Source organism: Spongiibacter nanhainus (assembly GCF_016132545.1).
Lineage (GTDB): Bacteria > Pseudomonadota > Gammaproteobacteria > Pseudomonadales > Spongiibacteraceae > Spongiibacter > Spongiibacter nanhainus.
Genome location: NZ_CP066167.1, coordinates 3,510,990 through 3,533,768 on the forward strand (window position 1 = coordinate 3,510,990; position 22,779 = coordinate 3,533,768).

Consider the following 22,779-nt stretch of genomic DNA (forward strand, 5'->3'; position numbering starts at 1 on the left):
AATGCGCACTGGCAGCGCAGAGGACCCGGCTTTTTTGAGCCTCTATTTGGCAAACTGCTCCAGGTAGGAAATCATTGCCCGACTGCATTCTCGACGATAGGCATCAGTAACCTCACCATGCAGATAATAAGATAGGCGCAGGCATGCGGTGCCAAGCTCAACAGTTAGAGCCGTCGCATTGGGTTCGTCGTCAGGCAGGACAACCCCTATCTCCCGCATTAAATCATCCACGTAGCGCCCCAGGTGCGAGATGGTGAGCTGTAGCGCCTGATGGCTTTCGCTAGTGGCCACCGCGCCCAAAATCAGCAGGGCGCCGACGGGGTTATTGTTGTGAAAGCGTGAGACCGTGACGCTGACATGCTCAATCACGTCCCGCCAGGGCTGGGTCTCGAAGCCCACACTGACCGCTCGCACCTCCTCTTCCAGCTTGCACAGATAACGTCGCGTCAACTCATTGAGAATGGCAAACGGTGTGGGAAAAAAATGGTAGATGCTGGTCCGGGTGCATTGCAGTACCGATGCCAACTCGGGAATCGAAAAACCATCGATGCCCTTTTCTATCAGCAGCTGCTCAGAGGCCGCTAAAATTCCCTCGAAGCGCTCCCGCCCCCTTGCTTGCTGCGGAAGCCGGGCCGTGAACTCGGAAGATAGCGTATTGCTTATTGGCTTATTCATCGCGGCATAGTAGCACTTGACCCAAAAAACATACAAGTGTACAAATTTATCCCCTCAAGAGCGCGGCGGCAAGGCAACAGACATGCCCGCCGACAATTTTGCCGCATCAGACAACGCAGCTGATTGCTAAGCTGTATCGCGGTGTGGCCCTGAATGATATCGGAGACAAGCATGACAGGCACCAATACCGACCTCCTCACTGACTCCTTCGCCTACACTCGGCCGGACGAGGTGCATGCCTTGCTGGACAGCCTCAGGCAAGAGGCACCGGTCTGCTACGTTAACCCCGAGGGAATTCGCCCCTATTGGGCTGTAACCCGCTACGAGGATATCAAGTACATTGAGTCCCACCCCGAGCTGTTCAGTGCCGAACCCAGGGCAGTCATCATTTTGGAGGAACTGGAAAAGGTAAACTTAGAGCGGTTCGGCGATATCCAGGGAGTGAAAACCCTGGTTCATATGGACGGCGACCAACACACCAAACTCCGCCGCATCACTCGCGACTGGTTTATGCCCGCCAATATCAAACGTATGCGGGACCATGTCGAATCCATTGCGGCCGGCTTCATCGAGGCCATGGAGGGAAAAAACGGCGAATGTGATTTTGCCGCCGATATTGCCTTCTGGTACCCGCTGCGAGTGGTGTTGCAGCTGATCGGGGTACCCGAACAGGACGAGCAACACATTCTGACCCTTACCCAACACCTTTTTGCACCCGAAGGCTATGTCACTGACGAGCAAGACGTAACGGCCATCTACTTGGGCGCCGTCCAAGGTATGGCGGATTATTTCACGCAACTCGCCGAAGCGCGCCGGGCCGACCCCAAAGACGATATCGCCAGTGTATTGGCCAATGCCGAGGTGGATGGCGAGGCCCTCGACCCCTTCACCCTCACATCCTATTTTGTGCTATTGGCCACCGCCGGCCACGACACAACCAGCGCCAGCATTGCCGGCGGTCTACTGGCGCTGCTCCAGCACCCCGAGCAATTGCAGCTACTCAGGGACGAACCGGAGAGGCTCAATGCCGCCGCTGACGAAATGATCCGCTGGGTGACACCGGTCAAGCACTTTGCCCGCACGGTACTTGAAGATACCGAGCTGGGCGGGCAAAAAATCCCCAAGGGCGACACTGTGATGATGCTATTTGACTCGGCCAACCGGGACGAAAGCGCGATTGCCAATGCCCGGGAATTCGACATCACTCGCCCCGCCAGCCGCCATCTGGCCTTTGGCCACGGCCGCCACAATTGCCTGGGATCTCACTTGGCGAGAATGGAGATCGAAACCTTTTATCGGTTGCTGTTGCCGCGCCTGGAGTCCATTGAATTGGCCGGCGAACCGCAGTTTATACCCAGCCACTTTGTCAGCGGCCTGCAATCATTGCCGATTCGGTATCTGTTCAAGGGCTAGCGATGCATAGCTCACCGCTGTCTCACTGAGCCGGCGGCGGGCTTGTAGCAGCGGTATTAACATTGCGTACTACGGTGCCAGCCAGATGATCGTGCAGACAGCGTTTGTCGTCGCGGAAGATAAACAAGGCGTCGACTAAGGCAATCAGGTTGCCGACAAAGGGCAGATAGGTAATCACCCAAAACACCAAGTAGCGCTTGGCCACCATCGGCCAAAAATCCGGCACAGCGCCAGTCAAGGTGGTGATTTTTATGCCCAAGAGCTTTTTGCCCACCGTTTGGCCGTCCCGCTTTAGGAAATAGCCGTTAACCAGCAAAAACACCGCAAAGCCGTACAATGCGCCCCAAAACATGGCTTGGAAGGACAGAGTCTCGCCATTCATAGCCTGCTCCCAAAGCCCCGCCATTTTCATTATTGGCAAGGTTGCGAGCATGGCGATAATGCCGTCGATCAATGCCGCGCCCAATCGCGCCCAGCGAGACGCCAAGTTATTCTGTTCGGCGTCGCTCGATGTGTGAGTTTCTACGTCCATTGCATCTCTACCTGCTAACTCATCCAAGATAAGTCAGCATACCCCGGCCACTCAGGCAGAGAAAGCTGCTGAGTTTACCACTGCGCCTGGCTGCCTTGACGTTCACCGTCTCCAAAAACAAAAAAGCCGGCACAAGGCCGGCAAGAGGATTAGGGAAGACCGTACAGCACCTCCCCTGCTGTGAAGCCCATCACAGCGTTTTCATGTACTCGATCAGCGCGCGGCGCTCCTGGTCAGTCAGCACGGTAGTAAAGTCGTGCCCCTCGTTACCCTGACTGTAGAGGTGGGTGTTGTAGATCTTTCTGTTCTCTACCTGCTGCTGGGTCGCCTGCAGGAATATCGGCAACTGTCCGAGGTTCCAAGTTAGGATGAGGTTGCCATACAGCTGCGACAGGATCTCCTGCAGAATTGGCGTGCCGCCAGTAAGCGGTGAGCAATCCAGGAAGGGAATGGTGCCGTCGCCACACTCCAGCTCGTCGTACTTCCAACCCATTCTATCTTCGTCGTAGGCGCGCTCCATGCTGACATCAAAGCCCATCACCACACTGCCTTCCTGATCTGCACGGGCGGGTGTGGATACCCGGCGCCACAGGTCGGGACGATCCTCTGGCTTAAGCAACGACCAGACATCGGGAATCGAGCCGTTATGCAGATAAGGCGCGGTCGCCCACACACCGTAGAGCGGTGGAGCAAGGTAACCCATCTCGCGATCGCCGCGGATAGATTCCCGATTGAGGGGGCCGCAATCATGCTCAGTGCCCACGGTTTCACCAAAGCCGAGGAAGCTGTCAGCACCGTATTGATTGACCGACTCGTTGTTGGTGTTGACCCGTGCTGGGTCGGTACGAATTACATCCAGCGGTGCAACGTTGGCAGCCAACCCTTCCATCGACGGGTCAGAAAGGAAAGTTGGATCATTCACAAAACGAGGTGAATAGGCGCCGTGACAGCTGGCGCAGGAGCCGTTGCCGCCTTCGGGCTCGGGAACAGGGTTGTTGAGGTTGTCGGCCCACAAGTCTTTGCTATGGAACAGGATGGCACCCTGCTCTGCCAGAGATTCGTCCACCTCCAGCGGGTATTGGGGAGACTTTAGCGACACCATCCACTTGTCGGCGTCCTGAGCGTGGTCGCGAACCCATTGTTCGCCAGCCTCATCGCCAGTCAAGGCATCCAAGGGGGTATAGAAAATCAAGTCTACCCGGCTAGCATCCATGGGGAAGAATCCATCTTGGAACTTCGCTGGACGGTGCCCCATATTCCACCAAGCGGGAGTGTCACCGGAAGCAGTGGAACCAGAGGTCAGCACACCAAACAGGTGCTCGTCAAAGCTTGGGCCACCTTCCTTATTTGCCAAGAAGAAAATGTTCACATCACTGGCGTTGTTGGTGCCTCGACTGGTGCCAAACAGACTAAAAATGGTGCCGAAACCTTCGCCGTTAAAGCCACTGATAGCGGCGGCACCCAGCTCCCGAGACATCAACGCAATATCCTGTAGGGAGTTACCACTACCCATTTGGAAGCCAGTGTCTTCACCCTCGCCGGGCAGGCCAGCCGCCCCACTGTGACAGGCATGGCAAGTGTAACCCAGGGTGCCAGTCCACTCGCCGTTGTCGCCGCGCATTTGCGTCAGGAACGCCGGCAGTTGTCCACTGCCACCGTTGGTGGCGTTGGGATCCTCACCGGGGAGCGGATAGGGGTTGCGTTCTTCGCTCAGCGGCATGCCGTAACGCTCGGCCACCAACTGGTCAAAGTTGTCGGGCCGGGAGAACATGCCCCACTGCATCCACAAGCGGTTGTAGGAGGAGGCCGACAAGGCCAGCAAAGCATCCTCATCGTGGTAGTCGGCATTGAAGAAAGTGCCGGAACCGGGTTCGCCATTGCCCACCATCAGCTCGCGACCGTGCTCCCAGCTATCGCGCAGCTGTCCACAGGTTTCCGGGTGGGGATCTTCCTGAACCAATTGCGGGTCAGCGTGGCAATCTGCCCAGAAGGTATTGAAATGGACCGCCTTGCCGTCACTGACGCCAGGTCGCACCAGCGAGCGGGGGTCCGGTGGCAACACCGCGCTGTCCGGGCGGGGATTGCCGCTGCCATCGTTACCACAGTAATCAAACCAGTAGTGACCGCCCCGGGCGCTGCCCAGCAGGGGCTCTAAATCCACTGGCTCACCGCCACCGTCGCCGCCTCCACTGAGGCTACAGCTGCTGGGATTATCCCAACAGCTCAGCAAGGTACGCATGGCCTCGTAAGGGGCACTGCCAACCGGCCAGGGCTTGCCACCGCTATGGGGCTCACTGGGGTCACTGGGTTCGACCAATAACGGGCTGCTTTCCACACCGCCGCCCAGGGTCTGCCATGACTGGTACAGCAGGTCGTAATCATCCGCAGGGTTGCTGCTAAGCATAAAGTCCCGGCCGTCCTCGACATCACCGACACCACCGGGGATATGGCAAGTGCGACAAAAGCCGGAGGAGTTTTGCAGGCGAGTTTGAAAGAATTCCTCTTGGGTGACGGCTCCGCCACCGCTGCCGCCCCCGTCAGTGTTACCGCCGTCGGTATTGCCACCATCGCCGCCACCGTTATTGTTGGTGCCGCTGCCGCCTTGCGGTGCGCCGCTGGAACTGCCACCACAAGCAGCAAGGCTCATGGCTATCGCCACAGGTAACAGGGTTTTCAGCAGGGAACTGCGCATATATTACTCCAAGCTCTCCATGCGGGCCGATTGAGCCCCAATTAGACTTCTTTATGCTTAGCATTATGCCCGGGAGTTTGGCGAGAGGATTGGACAACGGTGCCACCATTGTCCGGCGGCACAACGTTGTTTGAACGACTCAAGGCCCGGCACGCTCTACAAAGAGTGCCGGTAGATGGTCTGGGCCGCGCTCCCCACAACTCAATCTCGGTAAATAGATCGTCGCAGCAGAGAGCCAGCACCGCCATACGCAGTACCCGCTAACCCAGTGCCCGTAAACCCAGTGCCCGCTAACCCAGTAGCACCCTACAAGGTTTTCAGGTATTCGATAATTGCCCGGCGCTCAGCGTCGTTGAGAACTACCGTGAAATCATGGCCCTCATTGCCCTGACTGTACAAATGGGTGTTGTAGATCTTTCGGTTTTCTATCTGCTCTGGGGTCATCTGCCCGAAAACGGGTAAATTCCCCAGATTCCAGGTAAGAATGCTATTGCCGTACAACTGAGCAAGGATATCCTGGAATATCGGATTGTCTTGATCACCGGGCATACAATCGAAAAACGGAATGGTCCCGTCGCCGCACTCCAGCTCATCGTAGCGCCAGCCCATTTTCTGCTGATCGTAGGCTCGCTCCAGGTTCACGTCATAGCCCATGACCACTTGGCCGGCCTGATCGGCGCGTGCAGGCGTTGACACCCGGCGCCATAAAGCGGGTCTGTCATCGGGCTTGAGTAAGCTCCAAACATCCGGAATTGCACCGTTGTGCAAATAGGGCGCAGTGGCCCAAACCCCGTACAGCGGCGGCGCAAGGTAGCCCATTTCACGATCCCCCCGCAGCTCAGCACGATTCTGGGGGCCGCAATCCTGATCTGACCCTACGGTCTCAGAAAACCCCAGGAAGCTGTTAGCGCCGTACTGGTTTACCGATTCATTATTGGTGTCCACCCGCGCAGGATCGGTACGAATCACCCTCTTTGGCGCAATATTACTGGCGACCCCCTCCATGATTGGATCGGCCAGAAACGCCGGGTCGTTGACGAATCGGGGCGAGTAGGCGCCATGACAACTGGCACAGGAGCCATTGCCTCCCTCCGGTTCCGGCACCGGATTGTTGAGGTTGTCGGCCCACAGGTTCTTGCTGTGGAACAAGACGGCGCCCTGCTCTGCCAGCGCTGTATCTATCGGCAGTGGGTATTCCGGTGACTTTAGCGACATCATCCACTTGTCCGCATCCTGGGCGTGATCCCGCACCCAGTTCTCACCGTCTTCGCCACCGAGAACGCCATCAATAGGGGTATAAAAAATCAGGTCCACTCGGCTGGCATCGGCGGCAAAATAGCCATCCTGGAATTTGACCGGGCGGTGGCCAATATTCCACCAGGCCGGGGTATCGCCGGAGGCCGTGGAGCCTGAGGTCAACACGCCAAAGAAATGCTCATCCAGGCTGCGACTTCCCTCTTGGTTGGCGAGGAAAAATAGGTTCACATCACTGGCATTATTGGTGCCCCGGCTGGTGCCAAACAGGCTAAAAATGATGCCTGGCGTGCTGGCGCTGATCCCCAGCTCTTTCGCCATCAGGCCAATATCGTGAAGGCTGTTGCCGCTTCCGTACAACAGCTCACCCCCATCCTCGGCACCGGCGGCGCCGCTGTGACAGGTGTGGCAGGTAAAGCCCAGAACACCCTGCCATTCACCGCCGGGGCCCCGCAACTGGGTCATAAAGGCGGGCAGCTGACCGCTGCCGCCATTGGTTTGGTTGGGGTCTTCACCGGGCAAGGGATAGGGATTGCGGGTATCTCCCATAGGCATGCCGTAGCGCTCTGCAACCAACTCATCAAAGTTATCCGGGCGCTCAGCCATGCCCCAGAATTGCCACAGGCGATTGTAGTCGTCCACCGCAATCCCGCTGCTGGCGGCGGCCTGGTGGTCGTCGCCGGCAAAAAACGTCCCCGATCCCGGTTCACCGTTACCGGTCATCAAGTCCCGCCCCCGCTGCCAGCTGCTGCGCAGCTCGCCGCAAGTCTCTGGGTGTGGCGCCTCTCCGACCAGCTCTGGGTCAGCGTGGCAATCCTTCCAGAAAGCATTGAAGTGGACTGCGCGACCATCGCTGACGCCCTTTTGCACTAACGCGCGGGGATCAGCCGGCAGCACTGCGGAGTCATGGCGCGGGCTGCCGGTGCCGTCGTCCTCACAATAGTCAAACCACACATGGCCGCCACGGGCACTGCCCAGCAATGGCTGCAACTCGACTGGCTCATCGCCGCCAGCACCACCCGCGCCGAGGTTGCAGCTGTCGGGGGCGTCCCAGCAGCTCAACAGGGTGCGCATCGCTTCATAGGGGGCGCTGCCAACGGGCCAGGGCTTGCCGCCACTGTGGGGCTCGTTGGCGTCACTGGGCTCCACCAGCAGCGGGCTGTCTTCCACGCCACCGCCGAGGGTCTGCCAAGACTGATAGAGCAGGTCATAATCGTCAGCGGCATTACTGCTCAGCATAAAGTCCCGACCGTCTTCGACATCGCCGACACCACCGGGAATATGGCAGGTGCGGCAAAAGCCTGACTCACTCTGCAACCTAGCCTGAAAAAAGCCCGCCTCTGTCATAGTGTTGTCCTGCGGACCATCGCCAGAGCCCCCGCTATTTTCGGGGGGCGCCGGCTGCGCCGACGAGTCAGTTGGAGGCTGGGTGTTTTTGGGGCTTCCGTCGCTACCACCGCAGGCCGTCAATGCAGTGACGCAGAGAGCGCTCGCGAGCCAGCACTTAAACCCTTGATCAATTGCCATAGTCAAATTCCCTCTGTGTTCACCCTCGTCGGCGCGCCACCAAAAGTGGCTGCCGTGGCAACAATTCGTTTTGTACTACAGTCTTAATGCGCGCCTACATCACAGCGTTTTCAGGTATTCGATAATCGCCGCACGCTCCGCGTCATTCAGCACGTCGCTAAAGACATGGCCACCGTTGCCCTGACTGAAGAGGCGGGTGTTGTAGATCTTCCGCGCTTCGATATCACTGTTAGTCAGAATCGGCGGGTTGGCGATATTCCAGCCCAGCAACAGACCGCCAAACACCTCGGAGAGGAAGAAATCACCCAGATCATTGAGCGGATTACAGCTCAGGTAGTCGGCGCTGGGGCTGGGGTCACAATTGAGTTCTTCGTAGCGCCAGCCCATGCGCTGGGGATCGTAGCCCCGCTCGAAGTCAGTCTCGTAGCCCATCACCACCTGCCCGGCCTGATCAGCCCGGGGCTGCTTGGAAATACGACGCCAGGTAGCCGGACGCTCGCTAGAGTCGAGCAGGCTCCACACATCCGGCACCGAACCGTTGTGGAGGTAGGGCGCCGTGGCCCACACCCCGTAAAGGGGCGGCGCGGCGTAGCCTCGAGGGCGCTCATTGCCCTGGGCATCTATCTGCTGCCCCGGCAAATTCTGCACGCCGCAATCCTGGTCGGTGCCATGGGTTTCCGGATAGGCCACCGAGGCCTGATTCAGGGACTCGTTGGTGCCCTGGTTATAAGTATCCAGTCTCACCCGGTCGGTATCGATAATATCGATGGGCACCACATAGCTGGCGATGCCCTCCAGCGCCGGATCGGCCAGGAAGGTGTCGTCATTCACATAACGGGGAGAGTACGCACCGTGGCAGCTGGCACAGCTGCCGTTGCCGCCGTCAGGGCGAGCCACAGGGTTGTTCTCCCCTTCTGCCCACAGGTCCTTGGTGTGGAAGAGAATGGCCCCCTGCTCCGCCAAGGCGGTATCGATATCGCCCACATACTCGGGGGCTTTCTGGGACATGATGTAGTGATCACCATCCTGCACGTGGTCGCTAGTCCAGCTGTCCTCCTGCTCCGGCAGCCCGTACTTATTGGTCAAAATCGGCGAGAACAGGGCGAAATCTACCCGCACCGCATCACCTGAGAACATCGCGTCGACAAACTTCACCGGCCTCCGGCCGACATTCCACCAGGCCGGGGTGTCACCGGTGCCGGTGGTGCCGTTGTTGAGCACATCGATCAACTGCTGTGGCGACTGAATACCCGTGAGCGCCAAAATATTGGAGAACTGGGCATTGTTGGTGCCCCGCACTCTGCCAGCCAGACCGAGCCGATCAATGGCGATCCCCACCGGGGAGCCAAAGGCACCGAAGTCGCGCCCCACCACCGAGGCATCCAGCAGCGAGCCGCCCCCGCCGGGAATAAACTCACCGTCGATAGTGGTGCTGTGGCAGCCCTGGCAGTTGTGACTGATTTCACCGCTGTAACTGCCGTCTTCCATGCGAGTTTGCAGCAGCCCCATAGGCAAACGCCCGGAGCCGCCATTGGTTTGATTGGGGTCTTCGCCGGGCAGGGGATAGGGGTGCTCGTCGGAGAGCGGACCAAATCCGTAGCGTTCTGCCACCAACTGATCGAAATTTTCTGGCCGTTCGGTCAGCCCCCAGATCATCCACAGCTGGTTGAATTGCTCTGCAGAAATAGCTGAAAAGCCGTGAGGGTTGTCGCCGGCAAAGGTATTGCCAGGCCGCACTACTTCACCATCTTCATAGGTAACGTAGCTGCCATCGGGGTTTTGCACTGGCGCTGTCCCCATAAGCACGGCGCCGCGGTGGCGACTTTCCCGCAGCTGGCCACAGGTATCGGGGTGGGGCTTTTCGTTAACTAGCTCCGGGTCGACATGGCAGTCCTTCCAAAAGGCATTGAAGTACACCGCCCGGCCATCGTTAAAGCCCGGCTGTACCAGCGAGCGGGGGTCGGCTGGCAACAGGGCGCTGTCTGGCCGCGCCTGCCCGGTGCCGTCATCGGCGCAGTAATCAAACCAGGCGTGACCACCCCGGGCGCTGCCCAGCAGCGGCTCCAGGTTGATCGGGTCACCGCCATTGCCATCATTCAGGCTGCAACCGCCATCGTTCCAGCAAGTCAGCAGGGTGCGCATCGCCTCATGAGGCTGGCTGCCTTCCGGCCAAGGCTTGCCACCACTGTGGGGCTCGGCCGGATCACTGGGTTCTACCAGCAGCGGGCTGCTATCGACGCCGCCCCCCAGCGCCTCCCAAGAGGCCCGCAGCAATTGAAAGTCCTGGGCGCTGTCGCTGGTTAGCATCAAGCCGCGGCCGTCGTCGGTATCGGCCACGCCGCCGGCGATATGGCAAGTGCGACAAAACCCGGTGGAGCTCTGTAGACGGGTCTGAAAAAATTCTTCGGGGTTGGCGGCGTTACCGCCCCCATTACCACCGCCGGCACTGTTGCCGGTATTGGTATTGTCGCCACCATTGGCGGAGCCACCGCTGCCTCCGCAGGCAGATAGGATCAAAGACAACAGGACAACGGGCAGGCAAGCCCGGAATGGCATCGTCATGACAGTGTTCTCTCCAGCACCCTCAGGGGAGCAAATAATTTTTATTGAGCTTGGAGAGTAGCGCCGGGATTCGGCTCAGAGGTAGGAAAAACAAGCAGGTTACTGTCCTCTAACGCCAGAGTCCGTCAGATTCGCCACTAGGCTACCCCCCAGCCGGCCATCCTGTTCGATCCACAGGTGGGGCATGCCCAGATCCGACAACCACAGCGGCGCCGCTGCCGAGCCCTTGAGCATGGCCACCGTGGCACCAGTGCCCGCCAACAGGCACAGCGGCGCCACCGTGGTTACCGCCGCCATGGTACCGGCCACCGGCCAACCGCTGCGGGGGTCGAGAATATGACTGTAGCGGACCCCGTCGACCACCATGCAGCGCTCGTAGTCGCCGCTGCTGGCCAGTCCGCCGTGACTCAGCGGGATCGCGGCTATGGCCCGCTCTGGATCACCGGGGTTTCTAACTCCAACTTGCCACGGCCGACCGTCGGGATGCGGCCCCACCACCCGGATGTCGCCCCCCAACTCCACCAGGCCATGGGTGATGCCCTGGGCCTCACAGACTGAGGCAGCCCGGTCGGCCGCATACTCCTTGCCGAAGCCGCCAAAATCCAGCTGCATCCCCGACTGCAGGCGAATAGCTGGAGATTGCCACTCTACTTTGTGCCAGCCGATCTGATCCAAGCAGGCGTCGACGTCTTCAACACTGGGTAGCTGTCCGGACTTAAAATCCCAAACCCGGCGCAATACCCCCGAGGTGATATCAAACAGACCATCGCTCTGCTCAAACGCAGCGGCGGCATAATCCAGCAGGGCCGCGGTTTCGTCGTCGACCGTCACCGGCTCGCCACCAGCAGATTGATTAATCAGAGACACGACACTGTCGTCGCGATAGCGGGAATACACCGTTTCGATACGGCGCACTTCGGCAATGGCGGCCTGGGCGGCACGCTCAGCCCCGGCGGCGTCACTGGCATAGAGGTGCAGCTCGCAAGGGCTGGCCATAGCGGTAAATGGAAAACGAAAAAGCTCCACAGATGACTCCAGTCAGGGAGCTGTTAAAAATCCAGGTCGACTCCCAGCGACAGAATATCAAACTCCACCAGCCCGGGGTTTTCCACGTCCACCTCGTCCAGGGAATAGTCAGCACTGGCTTCGTAGTGTTCCCACTCGGCGTGGAAACCGAAGGCGTCCCAGTGCTTCTCCAAGCGCAGGCGAACACTCAGCGCGCCATAGGGTGACAAGCGGTAATCACTGGAGCCAAAACCATCGGCCCGGGCGCTGAAGAAGTATGGCGCATAGAAGAAGGCCTGGGTCTGGCTGTAGTAGCGCAATGACGGCACCAGCATCCAGTCGTTGGGCAAATTCTGGTACCAGGCAAAGTCAAAGGTGTGGGAGGTAATTTCCCAGTCGTCATCGTAGTACCGGTAATCGGCATGAAGTGCCGCTTTGATCTCCGGTAAAAAATGCCGCAGGCGAGCCTGCGCAGTGAACTGCTCCCGCTTGGTGGGCCTAGCATCGTTAAGGGTGTTGGACTGATCCACCACCCAGAACTTTTTATACGGATCGGACAGGAAGCCATTGTGCTCGCTGTAACTGAGACTGCCCTGAACCACGGTAGTAGGGCTGAGCACCCTCGACAGGCCGACGAACCCCGTTGTACTGTCTTTCTCGGCACTGATGATGCGATCCGCCATTGTCCGACCATTAGTGGGCTCCAGTTCGTCGTCGCTAAAGCCCAGACCGCCGGTCAAAGTGAGGTGTTTGTCATCCAACTCCACCGCCACTTCCACACCGCCATTGACGGCGAAGTAGTCATTTTCTTCAGAAAAACCGCCGCTAACAGAGACCATCACTGAATCGGTCACCAAGTGGCCGACGCTGGCCTGCACATCGGTGCGGTCTTCAGAGATAGTGGCACCACTCATCACCTGAACAGGCTGCCCCTCTGTGCCCGGCAGAATAAACCAGGGCGAGGCGCCGCTCATGGTCTCGACCATGACTTCTACCCCGCCTTCGGTCCGCTCACCCAAGGGGGTTCTCAGCGAGACCTGATGAGAGTCGATCTCGTAGCGCTCCGCGCTGCCGCCGCCAAGCTTACCGCTATCCAAATCGGCTTCCCGATACGCAGAGGCTTTATATTCCACTACCGTCTCAGTCAGCACTGTAGCCGCCTGCGTGCCACCGGCTGCGGACAGCCCTGGAATAGCCAATGCCGCCGAGGTCAGAGCATGCATAGCCCGGGCGCGGGACGGGTTCTTTTTATCACTCATTGTGCATTAGACCTCAGTTACAACCGCAGCCGCCGCCACCTACCGTGGCGCCACCGGTGCTGGCTTCCTTGCTAAAATAGGTGTGAGAGCGCATGCCTGCGGTGAGTCCATCGGGGTCCCAGGCCATTTCTGGCCGCGCCAGGTAATCCCGCTCCCAGGCCTCGACCCGCTGAGTACTGCAACCGCCGGTCACCAACACCAACACGGCAACAAGAATCCCATTGATAAGCAATGACCTAGCTCTCACGACCCACCTCCAATAAATGCACAACCTTACGGCGCAATTTATCTGCATCGCCTTTACGAAACCCTTCGTGAACACCAACCAACTGCCCCTGTTGGTCAATCAAAAATGCCGTTGGCATGCCCCGCACGCCAAACCGCTTGGGCAACGCCCGCTCGGCATCGCGCAATACCGGGTACGCCACCGGGAAGGCATCAAGAAAGTCGGTGGCTTCCTCCTCGTAGGCATCGACGTTAACGGCCAACACCGTAAAGCCTTTGGGGCCAAGCTCTCGATACAACTCATTTAAAGCCGGCAGCGAGAGACGGCAGGGGCCACACCACGAGGCCCAAAAATCCAGATACACCACTTGGCCCCGGTAGTCGGACAGCGCGTGGCGCTTGTTACCGGCAAGGTCAGGCAGGGAAAATTCGGGCACCGGCTTGCCGGCTTGTTGTTGCCAATCGGCAGCTAAACTTTCACTGTTTGGCATCAGCAATGCCAAACACAGCAAAACCCGCCGACACAATACCGTTAATGATGAATTAGCACTGGATTGCCACATAACCACTCTGCTTTACGTTCTTATCATTAAGAGGCGCGCCTCAATATTTGCGGGCTTATGTACCGGCTCAGTCAGACCAAGAAACGCTGACTCAGCAACCACACTCGTGCCTTTCGCTTGCTGCAGCTCACTGGCCTTACTTTGAACAGCAAGCACCTTGATCGGCAAGGGGAGCCGAAGGCTCCCTGTAACAGGTTGTTGTATCCCGCCAGTCCGTTCTCCGGACAATATGCAAAACCTCGAGTTACAAGGTTTTTAAGCTACAGCGTCTTCAAGTATTCGATAATCGCCCGGCGCTCAGCGTCGGTCAACACCCCGGTGAAGTCGTGCCCCTGATTCCCCTGAGAGTAAATATTGGTATTGAATACCTTGCGGGTCTCAATTTGTTGATCAGTGAGAGGAATATTAGCCAGCTCGTCGATGGGCAGATTCCATAACAGCGCCACTTCTTGGTATAGCGCGCCAAGAATATCCTGCAAGGATGGCGCATCCGGAGAAATCGGGTTGCAGTTCAGCAGCGGCTGAGTGGCAGGAAAGCCACTGACGCAATCCAGTTCCTTGTAGCGCCAGCCGAGCTTTTGCTGATCGTAGGCGCGCTCGAAATTGGTATCAAAACCCATTACCACGCGCCCCTCCAAGCCTTGGGGAGCCGGCTTGGACACTCGCTCCCAAATATTCGGGCGCTCATTATCAGGATCCAGCACTCCCCAGATATTGGGTACTGACGCGTTGTGGAAATAGGGGGCAGAGGCCCATACCCCATAGAGGGGTGGTGCCAACATGATCGGCGAGTTGTTGGGAGTATCGCCCGCCGCACCCAGCCCACACTGCGTAAAGACGTTGTTTTTTATGCCCTCGTTGATCGAACCGTCCCGGCTGCGCAGGCTTTGTTGTGCCTCGGCGTATGTCGGGTCGGTACGTATCACATCCATTCTCACCACGTTGGCAGCGATGCCTTCCAAACGCGGGTCATCCAGGTATTGCGGATCGTTGACGTACTTGGGCGAATAGGCGCCGTGACAGCTCGCGCAAGAGCCGTTACCCAGCTGCTCAGGTTGTGGCGCCGGATTGTTGAGATTGGAGGCCCACAGATTTTTGGCGTGGAACAGTATCGCCCCTTGCTTTGCCAAATCTTCATTAATAGGCCCAGGGTATTCTGGCGCCTTAAGGGACTCAGCCCATATTTGGAAGGGATAGGACGCGCCGTCCACCCACGCTACCGCATCATCGCTGCCAGACAAGGGGTAGTAAGCCGCCATATCGATACGCGACGAATCCATGGACAGTGTCGCACCGTGGAATTTGTGCACCCGGCTACCCATATTCCACCAAGCCGGGCTCTTGATATTGCCAATCGCGCCACTGAACAGGGTTTTATCGTTGGCGAACTCTTCTAAAGTACCACCGTTAAATACGATAAAGCCGACCTGAAACTGGTCAATGGCGCCAGTACCCCGATTGGCTGCGACCGTAACCAGCCCGGACAAAATACCGAAGGTTGGGCTCAGGCTGGCGGCGGCGAAATCCCGAAAGGCAACCGTAAAGTCACCAATTGTGCCGGCACCCCCATAGATGGGGCCCAGCTCGCCGTTGGCGGCGTCCACCCCGCCATCGTGGCAAAAGGAGCAAAGTTTGACGCCAATTTGCCCGGTCCAGGTACCATCCGGTTCGCGCAGCTGAGTGAGAGCCACCGGGAGTTGACCGCTGCCACCATTGGTCTGGTTGGGGTCTTCACCCGGCAGCGGATACGGATTGCGCTCCTCTGGAAGCACCGAACCGTAGCGCTCAGCGACAAGTTCATCAAAGTTTTCGGGGCGGGTGGGGAGCTGCGGCGCGGCGATATAGCCGGTCCAGGTTTGCCACACATTGTTGTAATCTTCGGCAGCGATGGTAAACAGCGAGCCGCCATTACCCAGGGTGCTTGGATCACCAAAGTCCAGGTAGTCGATAGTGGAGCCACTGAACATGTGCGCGGTTCCAGGCTCGCCCTGCCCTCGGCCAATCAAGCGCCCCCGCTCATGTAATTCGCGATACTCACCACAGGTCGATGGACGAATCTCATCGTTGATGAAACAGGTCTCCCACTCGATGTTAAACACCACGGCTTTACCGTTGTCGACACTGCTGTTGACCAGCTCTCGGGGGTCGACCGGCAATACCGCGTGGTCAGGTTGATCAGCACAGTATTCGGCCCACACGTGGCCTCCTCGTTTGCTGCCAAGCAGCGCTGGTTCGTTGGCCACACCGCTGCCGCTATCGGTGTTACCGGCATCTGGATTATTGGCCTGGTCGCCACTTCCGACAGTATCGTTGGTTCCGCCGGGATCGCTGCCCGGGCCGCTGTTGACGTTGCCACTGGAACCACCGCAGGCGCTCAGCAAGACCACCAGCGCCGCTGAGAGCGCACTCAATCTGAAACTACGTTGTAACGCCATATCCTTATCCACCCGGTTCACTATTTTTGTAGGCCAAGCGTATTGCGCGGGAACAGCCTATCGCCGAGGGTATAATATACATTTGTACATAAATAGAATTGGTGAACTGCGCCAACCTTGTCCGACTGCGCAATTATCTGTTCCCGGGTGCCCCAAAAGCGTCAAGACTTCACGCGCATAACGGGTGTCGGGACCAGCTTTGGCGCCGGCAGACTAACCTAGCTATCGGCAAGGTCTTATTCTCAAAACTCAATTACCGATTAAACAAAGCAAGGACAACACCGTGCTAAAAACTGCGATTCACAAGATCTATCTGACGCTAATGGCCACTGTTGTGCGCTTTATGCCGCCAGACGTTTTTACACTGTTCGCCGGTGAAAGCAGCAGCAAACAGCTGGCTCGCCATATCGCCAACCATGGCAGTCGCCGGTTGCTGATTGTCAGTGACAAGCCCCTGGTCGACCTCGGCCTGATCACGCCGATCGTGGAAGAGTGCAAAGGCTTGGGCATCGAGTGCCAGGTGTTCGATGGTGTACTGCCCGACCCCACCTTTAATATCGTCGACGATGGGCTGGAAGTGTTTAAAAGCCACAACGCCGATGCAGTGCTGGCCATTGGCGGCGGCTCTTCCATTGATACCGGCAAGACTATCGCCTCTGCCGCCACCAACGGCTTTGAGCCCCGCAAGCTAGCGGGCTACTTCAAAGTCAAAATTCCCCCCATCCCGCTGTATGCCATCCCCACCACCTCTGGCACCGGCTCGGAAGTGACCAAAGGAGCGGTCATCGCCGACAGCGACACCCACCTCAAGGCCTATGTTGCCGACCCCAAAATGGTCCCTCTGGCTGTCGCCCTGGACCCCGGCCTGCTCACCGGCATGCCTCCCGCCATCACCGCTGCCACCGGCATGGACGCGCTGACCCACGCTATCGAAGCCTATATCAGTGTGTGGTGTAACCCCCGCTGTGAACGCTACGCCCTGTCGGCCATCAAAATGATTTTTGCCCAGTTGCCCACCGCCTATAGCGAGGGCAGCAACATAGCCGCCCGGGAACAACTGTCGCTGGCGGCCTGCTACGCCGGCCTGGCCATCAACGACACCAACATCGGCAATGTTCACGCCCTGGCCCACCAGCTAGGCCGGGTCTACAGCACCCCCCACGGCCTGGCTAATGCCATTGTGCTGCCCTATGTGCTGGAGACAATGATCGATGCTTGCGGCCCGCGTTTGGCCAGCCTGGCCCGGGAATTAAGCTTCAGCGACAGCCGAGACGATAACGAAGCCGCTAAAGTCTTTATCAGCAAGGTGGTGGAGCTAAACAGTATTCTTAATATCCCCACCGGCCTGGACAAACTGGCCCGCAGCGATTTCGGCGATATCGCCAAGGCGGCCACCAAGGAAGGCAGCCTGCTGCCGGTGCCGAGACTGATGAATAAGTCAGAGTTCGACTCAGTATTGGAACGCTGCCTGCTGCCCAGCTAATCCCGAGCCTGCCAGGCAAAAACGGGCTTGATCAGAACAAGGAAAGTGGCCGATGAAAATAATAAGTATATCCACAGCGACACTAAGTACCGCCATGGCGCTGCTGTCCGCACTCGTCTTCTCCAGCTGCGGCGGCAGTGCTCAGCACTCACAGAGTGTCGCAACTCCCTCGCCAGAGCCCAGTGTCCAGGCCTTTCAACGGGACTGCGATGTCGACATTCCCCTGAGCGATGGCACCGTTTTAAAAGCCAATATTACCCGCCCGGATATACCGGGCACGGTTCCCACCATCCTCACCATGACGGTCTACAACAAGGATGTTATTCCCGCCACTGATGGCAGCTGCGACCCCGGCAGCAACCCACTGACCGGAAATTCAGCACATCTGGCGGAGGCGGGCTACGCGGTAATGACCGTGGACGTTCGCGGCACCGGCTCTTCCGGCGGCGAATGGGATATCTTTGGCGAGCAGTCCCGGCTCGATAACGCCGAGGTCCTGGATTGGATACAGGCCCAGCCCTGGTCCAATGGCCGGGTCGGTGCTACCGGCTGTTCCGCCTTGGGGGTCGGCGCGCTTCACACCGCCATTGCCGACAGCCAACGGCGAGCGCAGGGCAAACCGAAAGCGGTTTATGCGGTATGGGCAGACGCCGGCTTTCCAGACTGGTACCGGGATGTGTTTGGCAACGGTGGCAATGGCCAGAGCGGCGCCGCGCTGGCGCCGTTTGCGCTGATGGGGGCCGGCTCCGTGCTGGGGCCAGTGATCAATGCCAGCGACCCCAACTCGCTACTCTCCCTAGCCGAAGGGGTGCTGCCTCTGGGGGCAGTAAACACTGTGATTGATGGCCAATTGGGCGGGGAGCTCGCGTACAACGGCCCCTGGTTCCGGGAGCGCTCAGCGGTCGATTTCGCCGAACAGTTGGCAATGCCCGTTGCGGTAACAGCCAACCTCCAGGATTTTGACGCGGTGCTGAGGGGCTCAGCAACTCTCTACCATCAACTGAAAAAATCGAAGCACCGCATGCTGCTTTCCCACCCCGGCGGCCACTGCCAAACCGAACTGGAGCAGGTGCCCAAACTCGGCTTTGGAAACCGGGATCAGCTGGTTAGGGCATGGTTCGACCGCTGGTTAAAAGACAGCAAAAATGGCATCGACGCGCTACCGGGAATCAACATCTTTCCCAACAATGGCGAGCAATGGATACAGGGTGACAGCTGGCCTCTGGAACACAGCGCGCTGCAGCTATATTACTTAAGCGGCGCAGTGAGCGGTTCGGCCCTATCCTTGAACGATGGCTCACTGTATGACTCACACGAGGCCGCAAGCGGCAGCGACACCGTGCTGTTTCAGCCACTGGCCGGCCTGTGCAGCGCATCGACCGCGTCTATTCTCGGTTTTCTGTCAGGCATTTTTCCTGAGCTCAACCTCGGCCCTTGCGCCACCGACAATCGCCTCAATGAGCTGACACAACTGACCTACACAACTGCACCTGTGGACGAAGAAATCCAACTGGCCGGCCCCATAACCGCAGACTTGTGGGCCTCCTTTGCAGGCAACGATGGCACCTTGGTCGCCACCCTTTCCTCTGTGTCGCCCGATGGGGCATCACAAGGTATTGCTATAGGCTGGCTGCGAGCGAGCAGCCGCGCACTGGATGAAGAGCAAACCCGCTACGACAGCGCCAGGCAGGTGATACAACCCTTCCACCCCTTTACTGAGGAAGCAACCAAGCCTGTTGACCCGGGCACAGTGAAACGCTATTTGGTAGAACTGGTGCCCAGTGCCGCCACACTACCTGCAGGCCACCGACTGCGACTCACCATTGCCACCGCAGACACCCCGGCCATTCTGCCCTCGGTGGAGCAGATACTGACCAATGCCCCCACCATGACGATTCACTGGGGTAGTGAGTATCCGTCAGCGGTGTTGGTGCCGATCATCCATCGTTAGTTGAGCCCTGTCGGGCTAGACCGACAGGGCTTTGACGACAACAAATACAGGGCGAACAACACGCCAAACACACCATCCACGGCGGCTACCCACAGGCCGGGTAACAGCGCAGGTAGCACCATCGCGTTGGCGATCGACAACACCACAACCGCCAGTTTGCCGATGCAGCCCAGTACAGCGAGAGACCGATACTCCACAGGACGCCAGGCCACCATCCCATAGCCGATGCCAAATACCAGAATCAGTCCGGCCAGTTGTCGCAACCACGGCACTAACTCAGCGCGATAAAGCGCCGAAAGCTCCATGGCGATAAATAATTCACGACTGAAGAAAAACAGCGCTGCCGCCGTAGCAAAATTAAATAGCGCGGCGGTGGCAAACAATGCCCGCGCCGGGACCCGCATGGCGGCAACAACGCGGTGGTGGGCTACAAGCATGGCCCACCAGCATTCACCCACTGGGCCAGGGCCTGAACAAACTCCGGGTGGTCCAGGGGTGGCGTAGTGCGGTGTTTACCGGGAGACCATCCCCACAGCACCAGCGCATCGTGGGTCATATGATCCAGTAAGTCTTGCAGCGTACGGTTACCGTTTTTACTCAGGTCTTTCAGGGCCTCGCAAAGCTCTACTTCGTTCAGGCCCTCCCAGCCCATGCTGAGAGGAGCAAGTCCCCAGTGGGGCGCACCGGGCACATTGTCGTCGGCAACGTTGTGATCCTGGTGGCACGCCGAGCACTGCAGCGTTGGCGCGCCGTGGTTGTCCTCTCCTCGCACCACCAACTGGTCGTGGCGCCGCCGCTCGTCACCCTGACGGGGGAAGTCGGTTACGGTATGGCAGTTCATACAGCGCGGGTGGGTCAACACATCGTAAATGGGTTCGAACAATGGCGACTGAGCGTGGCTCAGCCCAGCTAGGCCACTCAACAGCGCTGCCAGCACAAGGGTTTTCACTCGATCCATGTGGCGCCTCATATCACTTGGTAATTATAGTGTTTGCAGATCGGCAATTGGCGAACCGAGTCACCGGTCGCCGCCAACAGCGCGTTGGCCAGGGCCGGTCCCACAGCGGGCACCCCCAGTTCGCCAACACCGCCGGGATCACCGTTGTTAGAAACAATATGGGTCTCCATTTCAGGGCACTGGTGCAAGCGAAGTACCGGGTAGTCATCAAAATTGCTTTGCTGAACCACACCGTCGCGCAGCTCGATATCGCCGAACAATACGCTGGACAGGGCGTAGACAATGCCCGATTCAATTTGCGCCACCACCAGATCAGGGTTAACTGCGGTGCCGCAATCCACTGCGCTGGTGATTTTGTGGATGCGGATCTCCCGATCCTCACTCACAGAGATTTCCACCACCTGGGCGATGCAACTCTGCCAGTGCCCCATCACCGCGATACCCTGAAAGCGATCGGAGGCCACATTGCCCCAGTTGGCAGCCTGGGCGGCGCTATCCAGAACGGTGCGGTAGCGGTCATTGCTCGCCAACATATTCCGCCGGAACTGGTAGGGGTCGGCGGACTGCCGCCGCGCCAGCTCATCGATAAAGCACTCTTGGGCAAAGACATCGGTGAACTTATTCACCGAGCGCATCCACAGCGCCGGCAGTGTCGGGTTAACTTTAAGGTGAAAATCCACCAGCACATTGTCGATGTCGTAGGGCATGCCGGTATCGAAATCAGTGAGCTTATCGAAGTCCGGCAGATCGGCCTGGTGAATATGATCGATAAATTCTTCGCCGTACTGGATGGCGGTCAGGTCCTGAGTGATGGCCCGGTGCTGCCAAGCGCTGATACCACCGCTTCGATCCACCGACGCCGCCACTCTCACCGCTGAAGCGGGGCGGTAGAAACCGCCCTTCATGTCATCTTCCCGGGTCCACACCACCTTCACCGGTTGCTGCACTCGGCGGGCAACCTGGCAGGCGTCCTGGACAAAATCGGCAAAGGGATTACCCCGTCGGCCAAACGCGCCACCAGAAGGGAGGTTGTGGAAATTAATACGGCTGGGCGGCACACCCAACACAAAGGCGGCGGCGGCTTTGTCCAGAGTGGGCGACTGGCTACCTGTCCAGATATCCGCCTGCTGGCCATCGTAATCCACCACCACGTTGAGGGGCTCCATTGCCGCGTGAGCCATATGGGGGAAATGGAAGTCTGCGTCGACGTTGTCGGCCGCCAGAAATTTGGCAAAAGTGACCGAGCCATCCACCCGGGCGGGAATGCCTCGGACGTTTAATTTGAGTTGGTACTCACTGCGCAGCGCGTTGGAATCGGTGCGGGCCCCGGCCAGCTCACTCCAGTGTGTTTCCAGCGCTCTGCGACCTTTTTCCGCTGCCCAAAAGCTGTCCGCCACCACCGCAATACCAGCTGGAACGGTAAACACCTCCTGCACCCCTGACACCGCCAGTGCCGCATTGGCGTCGTAGTTCAGCGCTATGCCGTGAAAACGTGGCGGCCGGGCGATCACTGCTGTCAACATATTGGGCAGATCAACGTCCATGCCGTAGACCATACTGCCGTCGGTCTTGGCAGCGACATCCAGGCGCTGCCGATCGGTACCGATAATCTTAAACTGGGATGGCGACTTCAGTGACGGAGCCAGCGGTTCTGGCTGACTGGCGGCTTCGCCGGCCAGCTCGCCGTAGCTGGCATAGCGACCGCTGTCGTCGTGATAGACATAGCTGTTCTCTGTGCGCAGTGAGGACTTGCTCACTCCCCAGCGTTGGGCTGCTGCACCACAGAGCATATCCCGAATCGCAGCACCGGCCCGGCGCTGCTCGTCGAAGTAGCCTCGGGTGCAGGTACTGGCCACGGAGAACTGCACGGCCTTGAAAAAATAGGGGTTATTAAACGCCGCCGCGACCGGCGAGTGCTCGACACTCACCAACGACCAGTCGGCATCCAATTCTTCAGCCAGCATCATCGGCATTACCGTTAGGGCGCCCTGCCCCATCTCGGTAGCTCCCACGTAAACGGTAATGCGGTTGTCGGCACCGATCCGCATAAAATCTCCCAGTGCAGTGCCCTCAGCACTGGATGTAGAGGAAACCTGCCCCGGGTCCGATAATTGCGCACGAGCATTAGTGCTACCGCCACCACCGCAGGCAATCAACACACCGCCACAGGCCAAAGTCGAAAAATGCAGGAAACGACGACGCGACAATCCGGCGTGCTTGGCGACAACTTTGTCTTGACTCATGA

The 22,779-nt window shown here is 58.6% G+C and carries 16 protein-coding genes; 3 read left to right on the forward strand and 13 right to left on the reverse strand.

The window, feature by feature from the left end:
• Window positions 1–42: 42 nt before the first annotated feature.
• A complete protein-coding gene (locus tag I6N98_RS16080) occupies window positions 43–675 on the reverse strand; it encodes a TetR/AcrR family transcriptional regulator (protein ID WP_198569338.1) in 633 nt (210 codons plus the stop codon).
• Between the two features lie 171 nt (window positions 676–846).
• Here I6N98_RS16080 and I6N98_RS16085 point away from each other — a divergent pair, with 171 nt between their 5' ends.
• Complete coding sequence (locus I6N98_RS16085; protein WP_198569339.1) at window positions 847–2,088, forward strand: cytochrome P450; 1,242 nt, start codon at window positions 847–849, stop codon at window positions 2,086–2,088.
• Between the two features lie 22 nt (window positions 2,089–2,110).
• Here the strand turns inward: I6N98_RS16085 and I6N98_RS16090 are convergent, their stop codons facing one another.
• From I6N98_RS16090 to I6N98_RS16130, 9 genes are all read right to left on the reverse strand, one after another.
• On the reverse strand, window positions 2,111–2,620 hold the full coding sequence (locus tag I6N98_RS16090) for an RDD family protein (RefSeq protein WP_198569340.1): 510 nt from the start codon (window positions 2,618–2,620) through the stop codon (window positions 2,111–2,113).
• A 190-nt stretch (window positions 2,621–2,810) separates the two neighbouring features.
• Complete coding sequence (roxB, locus tag I6N98_RS16095; protein WP_198569341.1) at window positions 2,811–5,312, reverse strand: rubber dioxygenase RoxB; 2,502 nt, start codon at window positions 5,310–5,312, stop codon at window positions 2,811–2,813.
• Window positions 5,313–5,618: 306 nt separating this feature from the next.
• The gene (gene roxB, locus I6N98_RS16100) at window positions 5,619–7,913 is read right to left on the reverse strand and encodes a rubber dioxygenase RoxB (protein WP_198569342.1); all 2,295 of its coding nucleotides are present in this window, start codon (window positions 7,911–7,913) and stop codon (window positions 5,619–5,621) included.
• A gap of 279 nt (window positions 7,914–8,192) precedes the next feature.
• Window positions 8,193–10,655: a c-type cytochrome gene (locus tag I6N98_RS16105; RefSeq protein ID WP_198569343.1), complete on the reverse strand. Its 2,463-nt coding sequence runs from the start codon at window positions 10,653–10,655 to the stop codon at window positions 8,193–8,195.
• Window positions 10,656–10,754: 99 nt separating this feature from the next.
• A complete protein-coding gene (locus I6N98_RS16110; protein WP_232787378.1) occupies window positions 10,755–11,681 on the reverse strand; it encodes an FAD:protein FMN transferase in 927 nt (308 codons plus the stop codon).
• 23 nt (window positions 11,682–11,704) lie between these two features.
• Window positions 11,705–12,919: a DUF3570 domain-containing protein gene (locus I6N98_RS16115; RefSeq protein ID WP_198569344.1), complete on the reverse strand. Its 1,215-nt coding sequence runs from the start codon at window positions 12,917–12,919 to the stop codon at window positions 11,705–11,707.
• Window positions 12,920–12,932: 13 nt separating this feature from the next.
• Entirely contained in the window at window positions 12,933–13,166 is a 234-nt protein-coding gene (locus I6N98_RS16120; RefSeq protein ID WP_232787379.1) for a DUF4266 domain-containing protein, read from the reverse strand.
• Complete coding sequence (locus I6N98_RS16125) at window positions 13,156–13,707, reverse strand: TlpA family protein disulfide reductase (protein WP_198569346.1); 552 nt, start codon at window positions 13,705–13,707, stop codon at window positions 13,156–13,158. Before I6N98_RS16125 ends, I6N98_RS16120 begins: the two co-directional genes overlap by 11 nt.
• 260 nt (window positions 13,708–13,967) lie before the next feature.
• The gene (locus tag I6N98_RS16130; protein ID WP_198569347.1) at window positions 13,968–16,142 is read right to left on the reverse strand and encodes a c-type cytochrome; all 2,175 of its coding nucleotides are present in this window, start codon (window positions 16,140–16,142) and stop codon (window positions 13,968–13,970) included.
• Window positions 16,143–16,425: 283 nt separating this feature from the next.
• On the opposite strand from I6N98_RS16130, the gene I6N98_RS16135 reads away from it, so the two are divergent.
• Both I6N98_RS16135 and I6N98_RS16140 read left to right on the forward strand, forming a co-directional pair.
• The gene (locus I6N98_RS16135) at window positions 16,426–17,625 is read left to right on the forward strand and encodes an iron-containing alcohol dehydrogenase (protein WP_198569348.1); all 1,200 of its coding nucleotides are present in this window, start codon (window positions 16,426–16,428) and stop codon (window positions 17,623–17,625) included.
• Between the two features lie 52 nt (window positions 17,626–17,677).
• Complete coding sequence (locus I6N98_RS16140) at window positions 17,678–19,576, forward strand: CocE/NonD family hydrolase (RefSeq protein WP_198569349.1); 1,899 nt, start codon at window positions 17,678–17,680, stop codon at window positions 19,574–19,576.
• Here the strand turns inward: I6N98_RS16140 and I6N98_RS16145 are convergent.
• Genes I6N98_RS16145 through I6N98_RS16155 form a run of 3 tightly spaced genes read right to left on the reverse strand, consistent with a single transcriptional unit; the run spans window position 19,573 to window position 22,777 of the window.
• Window positions 19,573–20,013 (reverse strand): hypothetical protein, encoded by a 441-nt coding sequence (locus I6N98_RS16145; protein WP_198569350.1) that lies wholly within the window; start codon window positions 20,011–20,013, stop codon window positions 19,573–19,575. The two genes, I6N98_RS16140 and I6N98_RS16145, sit on opposite strands and share 4 nt — an antisense overlap.
• Window positions 20,004–20,534, reverse strand: coding sequence for a hypothetical protein (locus I6N98_RS16150; protein WP_198569351.1), 531 nt, complete (start codon window positions 20,532–20,534; stop codon window positions 20,004–20,006). Before I6N98_RS16150 ends, I6N98_RS16145 begins: the two co-directional genes overlap by 10 nt.
• An 8-nt stretch (window positions 20,535–20,542) precedes the next feature.
• On the reverse strand, window positions 20,543–22,777 hold the full coding sequence (locus I6N98_RS16155) for a xanthine dehydrogenase family protein molybdopterin-binding subunit (protein ID WP_198569352.1): 2,235 nt from the start codon (window positions 22,775–22,777) through the stop codon (window positions 20,543–20,545).
• Window positions 22,778–22,779 lie beyond the last annotated feature (2 nt).

Excerpts from the sequence above, each read along its gene's own strand:
- I6N98_RS16080 (WP_198569338.1), bottom strand. The coding sequence starts at position 675 with ATGAATAAGCCAATAAGCAATACGCTATCTTCCGAGTTCACGGCCCGG.
- I6N98_RS16085 (WP_198569339.1), top strand. The coding sequence starts at position 847 with ATGACAGGCACCAATACCGACCTCCTCACTGACTCCTTCGCCTACACT.
- I6N98_RS16090 (WP_198569340.1), bottom strand. The coding sequence starts at position 2,620 with ATGGACGTAGAAACTCACACATCGAGCGACGCCGAACAGAATAACTTG.
- roxB (WP_198569341.1), bottom strand. The coding sequence starts at position 5,312 with ATGCGCAGTTCCCTGCTGAAAACCCTGTTACCTGTGGCGATAGCCATG.
- roxB (WP_198569342.1), bottom strand. The coding sequence starts at position 7,913 with ATGACAGAGGCGGGCTTTTTTCAGGCTAGGTTGCAGAGTGAGTCAGGC.
- I6N98_RS16105 (WP_198569343.1), bottom strand. The coding sequence starts at position 10,655 with ATGACGATGCCATTCCGGGCTTGCCTGCCCGTTGTCCTGTTGTCTTTG.
- I6N98_RS16115 (WP_198569344.1), bottom strand. The coding sequence starts at position 12,919 with ATGAGTGATAAAAAGAACCCGTCCCGCGCCCGGGCTATGCATGCTCTG.
- I6N98_RS16125 (WP_198569346.1), bottom strand. The coding sequence starts at position 13,707 with ATGTGGCAATCCAGTGCTAATTCATCATTAACGGTATTGTGTCGGCGG.
- I6N98_RS16130 (WP_198569347.1), bottom strand. The coding sequence starts at position 16,142 with ATGGCGTTACAACGTAGTTTCAGATTGAGTGCGCTCTCAGCGGCGCTG.
- I6N98_RS16140 (WP_198569349.1), top strand. The coding sequence starts at position 17,678 with ATGAAAATAATAAGTATATCCACAGCGACACTAAGTACCGCCATGGCG.
- I6N98_RS16145 (WP_198569350.1), bottom strand. The coding sequence starts at position 20,013 with ATGCTTGTAGCCCACCACCGCGTTGTTGCCGCCATGCGGGTCCCGGCG.
- I6N98_RS16150 (WP_198569351.1), bottom strand. The coding sequence starts at position 20,534 with ATGGATCGAGTGAAAACCCTTGTGCTGGCAGCGCTGTTGAGTGGCCTA.
- I6N98_RS16155 (WP_198569352.1), bottom strand. The coding sequence starts at position 22,777 with ATGAGTCAAGACAAAGTTGTCGCCAAGCACGCCGGATTGTCGCGTCGT.